Below are 14,394 nucleotides of genomic sequence, written 5' to 3' on the forward strand. Positions count from 1 at the left end.
CGTCACCTCTTCGGGTCACCGATAGATGCGGCCGGAGAGTGCTGCCAGCGCGTGGAGTGCCCGCACCGCGCGCCGGCTGGAACCGTAGAGGACCACCGCCACGAGGAACCAGGTTCCGTACACCGGCACCGAGCAGAGTCCTCCTGCCCTTTCTCGACGTCGGCCGTCGAGGTGCCATGTATACGTGCCCGTCGCGGTCGTGAACCGCTGGACGGCTCGAACCAGCGCTCGATTTGCAGCGCTGGGATCGCTCGAGAAGCCAGCCCAGCGCTGCCAATCTTTACATCGGTTCCTGATTCTCCTGGACGTCCTCCTTGCCAAGTTTGCGACCCATGAACCAAGCGGACACTCCGCCAAGCAGCAGCATCAGGGAGCCAACAACAACTACGTCCAATGATGCACCCGTGAACGCCAGTTCATCTGGCGACGCAGCCCGCTGGACCCGGATCCCGTCCCTCGGCGCTGACGAACCAGTATCCGGGATAAGCACAGGTGATGTACTACCGGCGGGCCCTGCTGGTTCGGCCGGTTCGGTCGGTTCTGCTGGCTCGGCCGGTTCGGTCGGTTCTGCTGGTTCGGTCGGTTCGGTCGGTTCTGCTGGTTCGGCCTCGATGCGAACTACCGAGAGGGAGGCGTTATTCGAGCCATCGCGTTCAACTGCTCCTGACTTAGATTGCCCTTCGAGTACGAGCCGATTACCAGCCGTGCCCGTCGGCACGAACGTCGTTACCGTACCGCGAAGAGACTCACCTGGCCCCAGGGGTCCAATGTCGCATGCGATATGCGCGCTATCTACCACTGTGCAACCTTCGAGATCTACTCGAGTGTTGCTCGCTGTCGCCCCCGACAGGGAGAACATTGCGGAGACCTCATCAGCTGCTGTGAAGTTATCGGCATTACCAACCTGAAGTTCGAACTGAACATCCCGTCCTTCCACTGTTGAAACAGAAGAATCAGAGCCGAGCCAGACATCTACCGACGGGTTTACAACCAGAGCGTACGGCCCGCCCTTTGCAATGCCATCCCAACTATTCACTTCGCCCTTGGGTTCATTAGGGCTGCTCACGGATGCTGTTGGAAGAGACAGGGGAATGTGCGTGCCGGGGGAGAGTGAATTGTCTACTTCAATTGGCAGAGAAATAACCGAGAAAGTAGCCGCTTTCGTGAGGGGTCGAGTACATGTAATTATCGAACCAATTCGTTCGCAGGTTTCCGGAAGGGTCAGGGTGTGAACATGTTCCGGGAGTAGCAGTTTAATTTGGATGTTGCGGATATCGCTATACCCGCCATAGGCGGTGATAAGCTGCAAATCTTTCCGGCCAGGAGAGAAGATGTCGTAATCTCCCGCCGGAGAAACCGATGGCCGACTGGGTGCGGGTGAACCGGGTTCTTCGATGCGCAGGCCTGTTTGAATTGAGACTGCCGACATCACGCCCTTGGTGGTTGCGATAGTTGCCTTGGATGTGTAGTCGAGGGCCGCGGAAGACGCGGTGAGATGCATGTCGAAAGGTTTTTGCCCATGACGCAGCAGGTAGTCGGCGGGCAACATGTACCTAAAATTCAGCAAGACTGACTTATTAGCTTCCAGCTTGTATGGACCGCAGTCAACCGTGCTTCCCGGGCCACCAGGCTGTGCGCACGTCGACTCTCCATCGGGAGTCATACCCGAATCATCGTTGAGAGGCGTGTAATGAACGAACACGTCATTGGAGGCCGCTTTTGCGGGGGAGGTAACCCGCACGGAGGTGGTCCCTCCGAGGCCGGCGTACGGATAAATTCGCCCGCCGGTTTGTTCTATCTGGAGAATATCGGGACCTTCAACAGCTACTGCGGGCGTGGCAACGAGCGTGGCCCCACCAACGAAAACGGCTAACCAAACAAATTTCTGAAAGAAATGCATAATCAATTCTAATGTCGAAGCGACGTGATCGCACTGCCCTCGACATTGAAGTGGTTTTCGAGTTCGATACTTTAATTCGGAGCCTACCGACCCGCAGTGCCGCAGCCAGACTAGAACCTGGTGCTCTAGTTGGCGCAGCAAATGGCGTATCAGAGTACCAAAGTGCGTGGTCTAGGCTCTCTTTGGAGTAAGAGTCGGTGACAGTTACTCAGACCGAGGTCGCGATCTGGGTATCGCTACTCAGGATCAATCCTGTTGCTGCCACTCCGTGATCAGTTGGGCTCGGCTACGCAAATTTAGCTTGCGCAGTGCGCGATACAGGTGATTCTCGACAGTCCGAACGCTAACCGACAAAAGACTAGAAATTTCTTTATTCGTTTTGCTTGCTCGCGCGAGTGAAACAACTTCTCGTTCGCGATCGGTCAACAATTGTTCTCTTGCATGTGAGTAATTGATAGCAGCCGTTGTCGGCCGCGCAGAATCGTCAGATATGAGAAGGTCAACCAACTCGGCTGACGTTGCTGGAGGCAGCCCCTCCTTGGCGCGCAAGACCTGGAGGCGCTTCAAGGCGAACGCGACATTGCGACGGAAGGGGTGCAAGCGAACTTTCGTCATTGCAAGCAACAATTGCTTCGGATCATTGCCAGCTTGCGCCGCGTGTAGTCCGAGCACAGGCGACAAAAGGTTTGCTGGAATTTTGTCAATCAGGTCCTCCAGAAGAGTGAGCTGATCTTTATCAAGCACAGCTATGATGCTTGCCCACGCAAGTGCTGCTGACGCCAAATGGCCAGCGCTGTACGCCTGCAAGCCGCGTTGCCAAAGCGCTCTTGCGACCTCTTCGTCCCTGCTCAATCGAAGCATAGTGGCCGACTCCACCCACTCTCGAGCGTTGCCAAACGGGGAGTCAAGTGGATACTGGTATTGATCGAGCTCGCGCATAAGAACTCGCGTCAGATCACTATCACCTAAACGGCTACACAACTCTACGGCGAGAGCGAGCATCCGGGAGTAGCGGCTGAAGTCAAACGGTCCGGGGGGGCCAAATCGAAGCGCATAACTAATAGTTTGCCACGCGCCATGCGTGTCGCCCTGGAAGAACAAACCTTCCGCTAGTCCTAGCGCATGAATCCGGATCGCCGAAATGTTTTGTTTCTCTACCGCTTGCTGTAGGCGTTGCCGCGAAAAGTCGATGAGGGCGCCCAAGTCCCCGACCACAAGGAGGGCGTCACTGTGTGTGGCCTGCAGTGCAAACTCTACCTGAGGATTAAGTTCGTGCGCTTGGTGCTCAGCGCAGATTTGGATAGCGTCGGAACCACGTGCGCGCACAAGGAGATCGCGTGCATGCTCCATTGCCGCCCAGGCTTTCTCAGACGGCCCTAGCTGCGACGCGGCAATCTGTAGGTCTTCAAGTCGAAGCGGATCAGAAGTGCTATCCTCGAGGCTGTTGCTGAAGATGTGCAGGAATTTGGTCCAAGCGATGTTGCCTTCCATTGCTGATCTTAGGAGATTAAGCGCCTGCTCGCGCTGACCCTGGCTCGCCAGGTACTGGGCCTGTAGCACGTGGAAGCGTGCCTGCGATTGCGGTCGAGTCTCCAGGGCGTGATCTGTTTTGCTGAAGACTATGGAAATATCACGAGTCGGTTGATGCCCGATCGAGGCCTCTAAAAGTGCTATCGCATTCAAAATATCTGCACGCTCCTCCCATCTACGCCAAGCAAGCCGCTCTCGAATATCTGCGCGATCTAACATTGTTCCGACGGTATCTGTCAGATTAGAGTCTGTGTCATCGAGTCGAATTGACTCCTGAACTGAGTTGTTGTCAATTGCAGGTTCATGCATCTCGTTTCGAAGTACTACTGAATGCAGCTGCTGCTTCAATCGGATTTTGGTGTACGGGTCAAGTTTTTGCCGCAGCGCCTCCGCTAGAGCTGGAGGACTGATGTTGATCAACGTCTGCTCGTTGTCATAAATGTTTAGTCTTCTCGCCCGCACAAGGCTCGTTATCGTGTCTGTGGTAGTCAGAAGTTCAAGTTCCGCTAATCTTAGTGGACCCGACCAAGCGATCAGTTCGAGGACGGCACGTTCCTTTTGGGAAAGGCCAGACATGAGCGAGTGCGCCACGGCGTGGAGAGGAATATTTTGATTAGTGGTCTGCGCAACCCAAAATTGTCCATCCTGCGCAATGGCGCCCGCCCAACGGGCGGAATCCGCCTGGGCGATAGCGATGCGTGGGTTGCCGCCAGATTCCTGCACCAAGTGTGCCAGTAGCGAGGCATCAGGAGGTCCGCCGAGGTGCTCCGTTAATATATGGCCAAGACCGGCATAGCCCAAAGGCTGTATGCCCACCTCAGCAAAAACGCGCTGAACGATAAAGTCGGCCAGTTTATCGCTCGCCGCGGTATCAGTGACGCTTGCTATGACGATGGCACCACTCTTGTCGATTATGCGACTGAGTGTCGACAGGCTTGATTCCTCCATTTTGTCCAGATCGTCGACTAAAATGAATGACCGCGCTTGGCGCAGTGCTTGCGTGAAAGTTGCTTCGATACGGCCCAAATCAATGGCTTTTCCGTTCGTTTCCGCACTAGTGATCAAGTCGTGACTGAGGAATGGAAGTAATGGCCTCTTTTCTTCTGTTAGCCGTCCTTGCAAATGTATGACTGGAAACTGCCGCTCTAGATGGTGAATTAGTTGTTTCATCACTGTCGATTTTCCGGAACCGCGGTCGCCGTTGATCATTACGTTGATGCCAATCCGTAGCCACCGCCGTACGGAGTCTGTGGCGTCATCTAACTGATAGGGCATCGGAGTTCAATCTGTTTTTGAGTGAAATGATGGAATGAACTAGAGTGTGGTAGTACGTTGGTCCGGATAGAGATGCAATGAGGCATATCTGAATCATTCACGTCGTTGTGGGGTTGGGATGGGGAGTTGGAGGATGTGCAGGTGCACGACCTTCTTTGTTGTCAAATGCGTATTCAGTTGAGGGGGCTCGATTGTATCACTCAGTAGTCTACTCAGGGCATTCTCGTCTTTGGGTGCTTGACACCTAATGTCGGTGGCTAACTACTCCATGTGCTAGTGCAGCAGAATCGATCTGACCCATTGGTAGCACCATAGTTGCGGGCGAGGAACAGCTGTTGGGTTGTTGGTTCGCCTGGTGCAGCGATGGGTGTTCGGGTCATCCGTCGCTCGTCGGCCGCCACCCCGTGCGTCGGGGTGGCGGCCCGTATCGGCAAGTCCCAATGATCGAAGCGACACGAGCTACTTGAGGTGTTGTGTTGTCGGATCAGTGAGAAGACCTAGGTTCGGCTCACTTTCGGGCGGTGCCTCGCCCGTGTTGGCGTGACGCAGGAGCTCGGCGGCTCGGCTTCGCCGCTTCATCCACCAGCTCATGAGTTGAACACCAATGGGCGGGGGGTACTCGTCGCGCGCGGCCTGTAGACGAGCAGACGCATCCACAGGCCGCGCAACGAGCATCTAGTCCGTGTAGGCCGAAGGCCTACAGCTCCCGTCGTGAACGTTGCCGACTGCGAGGCCCTGCAAAGGCTCACCGTCGACGAGCTGGCGGCCCTTTGACGCGCCCTCGTGCGGGACTACGACCGTGAGTTACGCAGCTCCCACCCGGACCGCAACACGTTTCTGCGCTTTGGGCTGAGGCTGACGCCATCGAACAGGCGCAGTGCGGCCGCCGCTAGGAAACAGCCCATTCGCGCGTCCGGTGTCGGCGACCGCTTTTACGCTCCGAGCGTGGGTGATCGTCGACGGGACAGGTACACCGCGCCCGAGGAGGCGCGGTACTCGCTCTCGCCCGAGGCGATCGGAGCCCCGATCGAGGGCAGCGGCCTCCGTCCAGTGCGTGCGTGGGTGCCGGCACTCGACGGTACCCAGTCCCGCGTCGACGCCGTGGCGGTGTCGTCGACACCGGACGCCGTGTGCGTCCGGTGGCTCGACGAGGGCCGGCCGTTCCAGGCGTGGGTGTGGCGCGCCGCCGTCCGGCACCGGGCGACGCCGGCCGCGATCGACGCGGCCTGAGCTGGCTCGTGTCGGCGGCGTCAGACCCCCGGCGTACCGTGAAGGAGTCGGCTTCCCCCGAGTCGACAGGGACCGTCGATCGAGACTCCTCGGTTGACGTTGACAGTCCCCGGCGCTGGTTCTCCCCCCGAACCGCCCGGGGGCTTCTCTGTGCCCGCCGGCAGTTCTCGAGCCTGGTCGTGTGCGCAAGGAAGCGTCCAGAGCTTGCGGTCGGAGGCCGGGAGCCGCAAGCGGCCAAGGGAGCCGGCAAGCCGGCGCTGTTAGGCCCCGTTCCGGGGCCCGTTTCTTTGCCGTGAAGCCTTCGGCAGCATACGGACGATCGGGCGCTGTTCAAGCGGCAAGCCGCCGTCTCCTCCGAGATTTTCGGCGCGCGCTTCGCTTATTTCGCGCCGAAATTCTCTCCCCCGCCGCCCTTCGGGTTGCACACCACCCGCTCGTCCTGGCGGCGACAAGTCGCCTTCACGGCAAAAAACGAGAGGGAGAGGAAGAGCACATGCGAAACCAGATCGAGGTCCTGCGGTACGTGGTCCCCAAGGCTGACAACGCCGCCGAGACGCGCGGGGCAGTTCTCAACGCGCGGGCAACGGAACTCGCACGAGCAGCCGAGAGCGGGTACGTCCTCGCGTCGGCGGTCGTGATCGAGGGGGAGGCCTACGTGACCTTCGTGGACACCGTGACCTACACGCCCCCCGCGGAGCGACCCAGCGCGGGAGGGGACGAACCGTAATCGCCCCCTCCCGCGCCTCCCATCATCACCGACACCAGCCCCGGAGGCACAGACCATGACCACCACGACCAAGACCCGCCGCCCCGCCAAGAAGGCCGCCGCGCCCCGCAAGAGCATCGAGGAGAAGAAGGCGCAGGCCGCCGCCCTCCACGAGTCGATCGCGACGCAGGTTGAGAGCTTGCGCGACTCGGACCGCTGGACGGCGTTCCTCGCGTTCGCATCCGCGTTTCACGCCTACAGCCTGGGCAACGTGTTGTTGATCCTCGGTCAGCGCCCCGACGCGTCGCGCGTCGCCGGGTTCCGCAAGTGGCAGGGCCTCGGCCGCCAGGTCCGCAAGGGTGAGAAGGCCGTACGGATCTTCGGTTACAGCGCCAAGAAGGTGACCGAGGAGGACGAGAACGGCGACGAGGTAGAAAAGCGCGTCGCCCGGTTCCCCATCGTCTGTTGAGACGCCGGCGCACGCTCGCCGAACACTTCTTTTGGCACGGGGCGCTCGCAGGTGTGATCTCAGCGAATGCCGCCCCCGGGCACAGTCAGGCCGCCGGCGTCGTCCCTGCGCCCTCGGTGTCGTCCGCGCCTGCCGGCCCTGTTCCGGCTTGGTCGAGATTCTCGTGCGGGTCGCCCATGTCCCCGGTCGCCGCCCCAGCGACAGACAGTCCGAAGTGTTTTCGGACGGCGTTCGCCTCAGCGAGGGACAAGGTGTGTCCGGGCCCGAGGGACGGCGCGCCCTTGATTGCGTCCTTTGTGTACCCGACGTGCAGATCCGTACCGTCGAAGGTGGCGTCTTCGACCGGGACGAGCGCCTGGTGTCTCCCGAGCATTCCCGTCGCGACGCTGACGTACGCCGCGCTTCCGTCCTCGTCGGAGGGGAACACTTGCGTCACCTTGCCGACCGTCGCGCCGTCGCGATCCCGGACCGTCGCGCTCTCGACCTGATGGATGAGGCTCTTGGAGATCATGGGCGTAGTCAACGCCGTGCGCCTGACGCTTTGCGGCAACGCGTGTTTGGACAGGAGGCACGGTGCCAGCTGGCACCGTGCCTCCCGTCCGGCGTGTGCCCCGCAGACCCGGAAGAGACGACTTCGCAGTCAGTCCTCGAGGGAGGCGCGACGGATGGCACGATGCGCCACCGGAATCGGCAGGAGTGCGCCGGCGACGAGCATTCCTGCGGCCACGAGGACCGAGACCGGATGGCGGAGCGGAGCAAGGCCGATGCTGGTCAGGCACCACGCCGCGGTGATCGTCCCGCTGATGATCGTGGGACGCAGTGCCGCGCGATGCCCGATCCGCCAGGCCGCATCGCTGGACATGGTGATCCGGGTTCGGATGCCGGCGAGATCGTTCCGAGCCAGCGAACCCTTCGCGGCTCTCCAGGTGAGCCAGGTCACGAGTACCGCGGCACCGACCTCGAGAGCCAGCGCGAACACCATTGCTCCATCCATGAGTTCGACGCTAGTGTGCTGACGTATGAACGGCAATGTTTCGATAGCCTCGTCGTCGTCACCGAGGAGCGGAGCGGACGGCATGTCGAATCCGACGGAGGACTGGTCGTGAACCCTCTGGTCCCGACAGCGCTGGATGGCGCCGCGATGAGCGTCTGCATCTTCGGGCTGTTGCTTGCCTTAGCAGCCCTAGCGTCGCTGATCAGGGCCGCTTCACCGACGGGGTGGCATCTGCTCGCCTGGGCTCTCGTCGTCCTCTTCGTCCCCTTCGTCGGTCCGGTGTCGTGGTTCGCCGTTCGGTTCCGTAGGAGGCGACAGAGGTTCCAGAACCTTGATGACGACGCCTGATTCTCACCGGATGGCGAGCGGTGATGTCCCGAGCCGCCAGTGCCGATTCTGGTCGCGGCGGAACGGCCCTGCAGACCCCCTGACGACGCTTCTGCGGAGGGAGAGATCAGGTGCGGACCCCGCGTCAACTTCAAGGGCTCTGGCGTGCGAGTCTTCGCACGGCTGACGGCTGGCGAACCGTCCGGGAGCCCCGCGGGCCCTACGCCACCGCTTCGATGCTCGAATGGGGGAGCATCACGAAGGGACTCGTCGGCACGACGGCCTGGCTCACACTCGAGGCCGCGCGGCCGGTCGTGCACTACCTCCCCGGTGTGCCCGATGCCGAGATGACGGTTGCTGACCTCGTCCACCACACCTCGGGTTTGCCACGGCTTCCGGCCACGATGCGCGACCAACTGTTCGGTGACCCGTACCGAGAGGCCGTCGGCGTCCCCCTCGATCACGCAGTCGCGGTGCCGGCCACGCCCCGAGGCCGGTTCGTGTACTCGAACCTGGGATACGCGCTGCTCGGCGCGGTACTCGACGAGGTGCACGGCGACTGGTTCGCTGCTGTACGCCAGCACATCCTCGAGCCGGCGGGGATCAGCTCAGCGGCCCTCGTACCGGCGCACGCAGACCGGGTGGTGCCGAAGCTCTTCGGCCGCGCGATCCAGCCGTGGGCGCTCGGAGAATCGTCGTTCGCGGCGGCCGGTGGCGTCTGGTCCACGTTCGACGATCTCTGTCGCTACGCCGACTGGGCGGTCGAACCCAGCGCTGGACAGTCCCGCACGGGGAGCTGGCAGCGGGAGCGGGCATCAATCTGGATCAATGGAGAGGTGCGAGCGGCAGGTGCGGTCATCGCCATCGCGGCAGGAGTCACCGCCGCGGTCCACGCGCTCGCGAAGGCTCCGCATGCGGCAGACATGATCGCCACGGCGCTCATCGAGCGGGAAGTGCGGGAGACATGCAACGGCTGATGATTGCAACGGGGCCCAGCGCCCGCGGTCGGCGCAAGCGCGAGGGACTCTCCGCAGCCATCGCTGCTGCGTTCCCCGTCGTCGTCGAGGTTGTGCTCACCAGCGCCTGGTGGGATCGGTTACCCGACCGGATCGCGACGTCGTTCGGTCCGGACGGGAGCCCGAGCGGGTACGGAACACCGTTGGGAACTGCGATCCTGCTCGCGGCGATACAGGCGCTGTTCCTCGTGGCGGCTGTCGGGTCCGCCTTCGCTCGAGACCGGCGCAGAGGGCGCATCTCATGCGCGGTCACCGCAGGGTTCGTCGCGGCGCTCGCGATGAGCTGGCTGATCGTCGTTGGATTGGCGTCTTCGACGTTGAGTCCGACGGCTTGGTGGCTTCTCGCGGCGGCGCCCGTGTGGGCCGTTGTTCCGTACTGGCTGCTCTCCCCCGCGAGGGACTGAAAGCGGATTGCTGAGACAGCGACCGCGGTCGAGGGGCGGTGAAAGGTGACGCCAGTACCAACGCGACCCGTCGACCGGACGGAAGCCGCGCCTCCAGGCCGGATCGAGAGCCGCGCACGCGGCGGACGCAACACGAACGGCGGCTCTCCTCCTTCCGGAAGGAAGCCGCCTCGGTGTCTCGCAGTCGTCAGCGCGCCGACGGGACCGCCGTTCCGACGAGCTCGGCCCGCACGATGTCCGCCCCAGCGGACAGCGCCCCGAGCTTGTCCAGCGCGGCCCCACGAGCGAGGGGAGCCATCCCGCAGTTGGAGCTGGGGATGAGCCTGTCGGCATCAACGAACTCGAGCGCCCGCCGCAGCACCTCCGCGACCTCTTCCGGCGTCTCGACGGTCTCGGTGGCGACGTCGATCGCCCCGAGCATGACCTTCTTCCCACGGATGAGTTCGACGAGCTCGAGCGGCACGTGGGAGTGGATGCACTCCAGCGAGACGATGTCGATCGACGACTGCTGCAGGAGCGGGAACGACTGCTCGTCCTCGGCCGGTCCGTCTACACGCAGGAATGCAGCATCCTCGACGAAGACTGGACCGCGACCGATGGAGGCCCGTGTTTCCGGCGTTCCGCGGACCGACCAGGTGGTTCCGCTCGTGTGGGCCGTCGTTGATGGGCCGCCTCGCGGACGTCGCTCGGGGCGACCGTCCACGGTGACCGACGTGGAGTCTGTAATCGCAGGCACGGATCTCGATAGAGCGGGGCCTTCTGATGCCCCGCTGTCCTGTGCAGAAACCGGTTCCCTTCGCCCTCTTCCAGTAGGGTCGGAGTCCGAACCGGGGCGGGTCGTAGGGGGAAATCATGGGGAAGATCGAGTTCGACGCGGCAGCCGCGGATGCCGTCATCAACGCGGCTACGTCGGCCGAGGACGAGCTCCGCGCTCAGGCAGGTGCTCGCCGGTCTGCTGTCGAGGATGCAGCGGCGGAATTCTCCGGAACCTACGCGAACCGGTTCAACGAGTCCGCCTCAGCTGAGTCGACCGACCGGGGCAAGCTGGCGTCGGTCCTGAACGACCTGGTCAGTCAGGTGCGGGACGCAAAAACGTCCGCGGAGGCCGAGGAAGACCGGTTGGACGCCCTCGATGCGTGGAACGAAGCCGAGCGCAGCCGCCAGTACGCTGCGGCGACATCGCTGATAGCTACAACTACGCTGCCCCCGATCGCGATCCGGGCACCGAAGCCGTCGGAGGTCGCGGTGCGACCGCCGTCGATCCACGCGGCATTCACACCTCGCGAACGAAGCCGATCCGGGGGCGGCACCGGTCTGGGGCGGAGCTCGGCGGACCCGGCACGACTGCGCGACTTCAGTATCGTCAGCCGGGCGAACGACGCGGCGGCGGATGCGAAGGCCACGAGTCTGGCCGGTGCGTGGAAGGGCTTCCTCGCTTCCTGCTCGTGGGTGGTCATCGACGGGTGCACCTTCGTGACGGGATTCGACCGGTTCCTCGAGGAGAACCGAGCTGATGCTGCGTGGATCGACCGCATCGCCGACGCGTTCGAACGTGCCGGGGGCGATGGATCGCTGACGAACGCCTCGATCGACAAGGCGACCGACGACAGGCTCGTCCGCGATGTTCAGCGGCTCTTCGCAGAGGGATTGACCCCGTCCGAGGTTGCGGCGGTGTGGGCGGACCTGGGCCTGACGAGGAAGGATGCTGCGGACATCGCGCTCTTGCCGACCTCGGTGCTGACTGCCCTTGGGAATCTCGAAGGAGCGCCGTACTGGGCGCGCAGCGCCGCGAATGTCTCCGTACTCGATCGCCGGATCGCGTCGGCGGAACGGTTCCTCGACGACCTCGATCGTCCGGACCGCATCTACAGCGCTGAAGGGCGCAAGAACGCAGAAGACCTCTCCGCACTCGAATCCATCAAGGCTGCTCTCGGTTCCGGCGGTCGTAGTGCACCCCGCACGCTCACGGTGCTCAGCGCAGATCATCCGCCTTTAGCTGCGGTGTCCATCGGAGATCTCGATGAAGCCACCAACGTCACATGGGCGGTGCCTGGCATGGGGTCGAGCACGGGCAGCATGACCGACTGGACGGATGCAGCTCAGAACGTCTTCAGCGAGCAGGCAAAGGCCGTCCCCAAGGGGCGTGGTAGCACGAATGCCGTCGTCGCTTGGATGGGTTACGAAGCACCACCAGTCCCTCCGGCCAGCAGCGCCGTGTTCGGTAGCGAGTATGCGAAGGCGGGTGGCGAGAAGCTAGCCGCATCGATCAAGGGCCTCGATGCGACCAGGGCCGACACCATGCCCACGGTCAACGTTCTCGGACACTCCTACGGCACCACGACTGCGTCCTACGCGCTCACCGCCGAGGGCGTGCACGTCGATTCGTTCACCACCATCGCTTCGGCGGGGATACCGGACAGCATCGATGGGGCGGACGAAATCCATGCGGATGCGGTGTACGCGGGGCAAGCAGAGGTGGCCAAGCCGCTCATCGAACACTGGGGCGGCGACGAATGGGCCGCAGTCGGGCGGGACTTCAGTTCGGATCACCACCAGGATCCGACCGCCCCAGGATTTGGTGCCACGAGTTTCGGCGCCGACGGAGCGCCAGGTCTCAACCCCGTCCGCGACCACGGAGTCCACACCTGGTACGGCGGCGGTTACCTCGACGAGGACACGCAGTCGCTCCAGAATGTGGGCTATGCCACGACCGGCCAGCCCGAACGGCTCACGAGATGATCATGCGAACGTCGCAGAAACAGCGCGATCTGAGTGGAGTTCCCAGATGAAAGTAACTCGACGGAAAGCCGTCATCGTCCTCCGGACGGCAGGAGCGGCACTGCTCGCTGTCGCCGTTCTCAGTGGTTGCAGCGAAGGGTCTGGGATGAACACGAAAGAAGCAAAGCAGTCCGTTGTCACGTTCGTCGAGGGGTCGACCAGCGTCGTGGGTGACGGCTGGGAAGTCAGCGACGGCCCGGGCCTCGGAAAATGCGGTCGCAGCCTTGGCCAGGAGGGCGTGTCGTACGTCTACGCCATGGTTCGCTCGGCGAGCGCCGACCCGAAGGCCGATGTCGTCGCAGTGGAACGCCACTGGAAGGAGCTCGGGGTCACGACCGAGCGGTACCAGAGCGGCGGTGCGGACCCCATCCTCGGAGTCCGAGGCCGTGGTGGTCCCGTGAGTTCCTCCGACTTCCGAGCGGATCCTCGGGGGTACACCATCGACAGCACGTCGCTCTGCGCTCCGGGTGACTTCGACGAGATGAGCCGCGACAGCCTGGGATGAGGAACTCCGAATCGCACTCAGCGGACGCCCGGGCCTCCTCAAGCGCATCGAGTAATGCGCCCGCCACCCCTTTATCAAGGCGACCTGTCGGCCGGACGGAAGCCGCGCCTCCAGACCGGATCGCGAGCCGGCCACTGGGAGGACGCAACGAACAGAGCGGCCCTCCTCCTTCCGGAGGGCAGCCGCCCTGCAGATGGTGACGGCTAACGCGCCGACGGGACCGCCGCGCCGACGAGCTCCGCTCGGACGATGTCCGCTCCAGCGGACAACGCACCGAGCTTGTCCAGCGCAGCACCCCGCGCCAGCGGCGCCATCCCGCAGTTGGAGCTGGGGATGAGCTTGTCCGCATCGACGAACTCGAGCGCCCGACGCAGGACCTCCGCGACCTCTTCCGGGGTCTCCACGGTCTCGGTCGCGACGTCGATCGCCCCGAGCATGACCTTCTTCCCACGGATCAGCTCGACGAGTTCAAGCGGCACGTGCGAGTGGATGCACTCCAGCGAGACGATGTCGATCGACGACTGCTGCAGGAGCGGGAACGACTGCTCGTACTGCCGCCATTCGGCCCCGAGCGTCTCCTTCCACTTGTTGTTCGCCTCGATGCCGTAGCCGTAACAGATGTGCACGGCGGTCTCGGCGCGCAGGCCCTCGGTTGCGCGTTCGAGTGCGGCGACGCCCCAGTCCTGCACCTCGTCGTGGAAGACGGTGAAGGCGGGCTCGTCGAACTGGATGATGTCGACGCCAGCGTCCTGGAGCTCGCGGGCTTCCTGGTTGAGGATCGTGGCGAACTCCCATGCCAGCTTCTCGCGGCTCCTGTAGTGCTGGTCGGAGAGCGTGTCGATCATGGTCATCGGGCCGGGGAGCGCCCACTTGATCGGCCGGTCGGTCTGCGCGCGCAGGAAGCGAGCGTCGTCCACGAACACGGGCGCCCGTCGGCTCACGGCGCCGACGACGGTCGGCACGGCTGCGTCGTACCGGTCACGGATCCGGACGGTCTCCTTGCGCTCCAGGTCGACACCGTCCAGGTGCTCGATGAACGTCGTGACGAAGTGCTGGCGGGTCTGCTCGCCGTCGCTGACGATGTCGATGCCGCGGCGCTCCTGCTCGTGCACGGCGGAGCGGAGTGCGTCCTGCTTGCCCTCGGTGAGTGCTGCGCCCTGCAGGTTCCAGGGGGACCAGAGCTTTTCGGGCTCGGCGAGCCAGGACGGCTTCGGCAGGCTGCCGACGATCGAGGTGGGGAGGAGGGACGTCATACGGGTG

Annotated in this window: 13 protein-coding genes and 1 pseudogene; 8 read left to right on the top strand and 6 right to left on the bottom strand. The window is 63.0% G+C overall.

Annotated features, from left to right (window positions below):
• Window positions 1–280 precede the first annotated feature (280 nt).
• Window positions 281–1,900 (bottom strand): hypothetical protein, encoded by a 1,620-nt coding sequence (locus tag ITJ69_RS14810; RefSeq protein ID WP_194673152.1) that lies wholly within the window; start codon window positions 1,898–1,900, stop codon window positions 281–283.
• Window positions 1,901–2,146: 246 nt separating this feature from the next.
• Window positions 2,147–4,639 (bottom strand): LuxR C-terminal-related transcriptional regulator, encoded by a 2,493-nt coding sequence (locus ITJ69_RS14815; RefSeq protein ID WP_194673153.1) that lies wholly within the window; start codon window positions 4,637–4,639, stop codon window positions 2,147–2,149.
• A 1,011-nt stretch (window positions 4,640–5,650) separates the two neighbouring features.
• Between ITJ69_RS14815 and ITJ69_RS14820 the strand changes: the two genes are divergently transcribed.
• From ITJ69_RS14820 to ITJ69_RS14830, 3 genes are all read left to right on the top strand, one after another.
• Window positions 5,651–5,935 (top strand): hypothetical protein, encoded by a 285-nt coding sequence (locus ITJ69_RS14820; RefSeq protein ID WP_131880279.1) that lies wholly within the window; start codon window positions 5,651–5,653, stop codon window positions 5,933–5,935.
• Window positions 5,936–6,428: 493 nt separating this feature from the next.
• Entirely contained in the window at window positions 6,429–6,662 is a 234-nt protein-coding gene (locus ITJ69_RS14825; RefSeq protein WP_194673154.1) for a hypothetical protein, read from the top strand.
• Window positions 6,663–6,717: 55 nt separating this feature from the next.
• The gene (locus tag ITJ69_RS14830) at window positions 6,718–7,110 is read left to right on the top strand and encodes an ArdC family protein (protein ID WP_194673155.1); all 393 of its coding nucleotides are present in this window, start codon (window positions 6,718–6,720) and stop codon (window positions 7,108–7,110) included.
• 85 nt (window positions 7,111–7,195) lie between these two features.
• On the opposite strand, the gene ITJ69_RS14835 is transcribed toward ITJ69_RS14830, so the two are convergent.
• Complete coding sequence (locus tag ITJ69_RS14835; RefSeq protein WP_131880285.1) at window positions 7,196–7,621, bottom strand: hypothetical protein; 426 nt, start codon at window positions 7,619–7,621, stop codon at window positions 7,196–7,198.
• A gap of 129 nt (window positions 7,622–7,750) precedes the next feature.
• Window positions 7,751–8,092 (bottom strand): SdpI family protein, encoded by a 342-nt coding sequence (locus tag ITJ69_RS14840; RefSeq protein WP_194673156.1) that lies wholly within the window; start codon window positions 8,090–8,092, stop codon window positions 7,751–7,753.
• Between the two features lie 120 nt (window positions 8,093–8,212).
• Between ITJ69_RS14840 and ITJ69_RS14845 the strand changes: the two genes are divergently transcribed.
• The 3 genes from ITJ69_RS14845 (at window position 8,213) to ITJ69_RS14855 (ending at window position 9,851) form a co-directional block, all read left to right on the top strand.
• Window positions 8,213–8,452 (top strand): PLDc N-terminal domain-containing protein, encoded by a 240-nt coding sequence (locus tag ITJ69_RS14845; RefSeq protein ID WP_194673157.1) that lies wholly within the window; start codon window positions 8,213–8,215, stop codon window positions 8,450–8,452.
• A gap of 110 nt (window positions 8,453–8,562) precedes the next feature.
• Window positions 8,563–9,408, top strand: a complete 846-nt coding sequence (locus tag ITJ69_RS14850) for a serine hydrolase domain-containing protein (protein WP_323743119.1) — start codon at window positions 8,563–8,565, stop codon at window positions 9,406–9,408.
• Window positions 9,396–9,851 carry a DUF1648 domain-containing protein gene (locus ITJ69_RS14855; RefSeq protein WP_194673159.1) on the top strand — a complete coding sequence of 152 codons (456 nt, stop codon included), beginning with the start codon at window positions 9,396–9,398 and terminating at the stop codon, window positions 9,849–9,851. The genes ITJ69_RS14850 and ITJ69_RS14855 overlap by 13 nt, the downstream gene beginning before the upstream one ends.
• A 187-nt stretch (window positions 9,852–10,038) precedes the next feature.
• Here the strand turns inward: ITJ69_RS14855 and ITJ69_RS14860 are convergent.
• Window positions 10,039–10,383: pseudogene (locus ITJ69_RS14860) on the bottom strand (methionine synthase); the annotation flags it as partial.
• A 320-nt stretch (window positions 10,384–10,703) separates the two neighbouring features.
• Here ITJ69_RS14860 and ITJ69_RS14865 point away from each other — a divergent pair.
• Both ITJ69_RS14865 and ITJ69_RS14870 read left to right on the top strand, forming a co-directional pair.
• Window positions 10,704–12,590, top strand: a complete 1,887-nt coding sequence (locus tag ITJ69_RS14865; protein WP_194673160.1) for an alpha/beta hydrolase — start codon at window positions 10,704–10,706, stop codon at window positions 12,588–12,590.
• A 145-nt stretch (window positions 12,591–12,735) separates the two neighbouring features.
• On the top strand, window positions 12,736–13,134 hold the full coding sequence (locus ITJ69_RS14870) for a hypothetical protein (protein ID WP_194673161.1): 399 nt from the start codon (window positions 12,736–12,738) through the stop codon (window positions 13,132–13,134).
• A gap of 203 nt (window positions 13,135–13,337) precedes the next feature.
• Here the strand turns inward: ITJ69_RS14870 and ITJ69_RS14875 are convergent, their stop codons facing one another.
• Window positions 13,338–14,387: a methionine synthase gene (locus ITJ69_RS14875; protein WP_194673162.1), complete on the bottom strand. Its 1,050-nt coding sequence runs from the start codon at window positions 14,385–14,387 to the stop codon at window positions 13,338–13,340.
• Between the last annotated feature and the right edge of the window lie 7 nt (window positions 14,388–14,394).

This window comes from Curtobacterium sp. VKM Ac-2887 (genome assembly GCF_015350935.1).
Lineage (GTDB): Bacteria > Actinomycetota > Actinomycetes > Actinomycetales > Microbacteriaceae > Curtobacterium.

What these genes read in the sequence shown, in the direction of transcription:
- ITJ69_RS14825 (WP_194673154.1), top strand. Translation starts at nt 6,429, where the DNA reads ATGCGAAACCAGATCGAGGTCCTGCGGTACGTGGTCCCCAAGGCTGAC.
- ITJ69_RS14815 (WP_194673153.1), bottom strand. Translation starts at nt 4,639, where the DNA reads ATGATCAACGGCGACCGCGGTTCCGGAAAATCGACAGTGATGAAACAA.
- ITJ69_RS14810 (WP_194673152.1), bottom strand. Translation starts at nt 1,900, where the DNA reads ATGCATTTCTTTCAGAAATTTGTTTGGTTAGCCGTTTTCGTTGGTGGG.
- ITJ69_RS14840 (WP_194673156.1), bottom strand. Translation starts at nt 8,092, where the DNA reads ATGGTGTTCGCGCTGGCTCTCGAGGTCGGTGCCGCGGTACTCGTGACC.
- ITJ69_RS14865 (WP_194673160.1), top strand. Translation starts at nt 10,704, where the DNA reads ATGGGGAAGATCGAGTTCGACGCGGCAGCCGCGGATGCCGTCATCAAC.
- ITJ69_RS14830 (WP_194673155.1), top strand. Translation starts at nt 6,718, where the DNA reads ATGACCACCACGACCAAGACCCGCCGCCCCGCCAAGAAGGCCGCCGCG.
- ITJ69_RS14875 (WP_194673162.1), bottom strand. Translation starts at nt 14,387, where the DNA reads ATGACGTCCCTCCTCCCCACCTCGATCGTCGGCAGCCTGCCGAAGCCG.
- ITJ69_RS14870 (WP_194673161.1), top strand. Translation starts at nt 12,736, where the DNA reads ATGAACACGAAAGAAGCAAAGCAGTCCGTTGTCACGTTCGTCGAGGGG.
- ITJ69_RS14855 (WP_194673159.1), top strand. Translation starts at nt 9,396, where the DNA reads ATGCAACGGCTGATGATTGCAACGGGGCCCAGCGCCCGCGGTCGGCGC.
- ITJ69_RS14835 (WP_131880285.1), bottom strand. Translation starts at nt 7,621, where the DNA reads ATGATCTCCAAGAGCCTCATCCATCAGGTCGAGAGCGCGACGGTCCGG.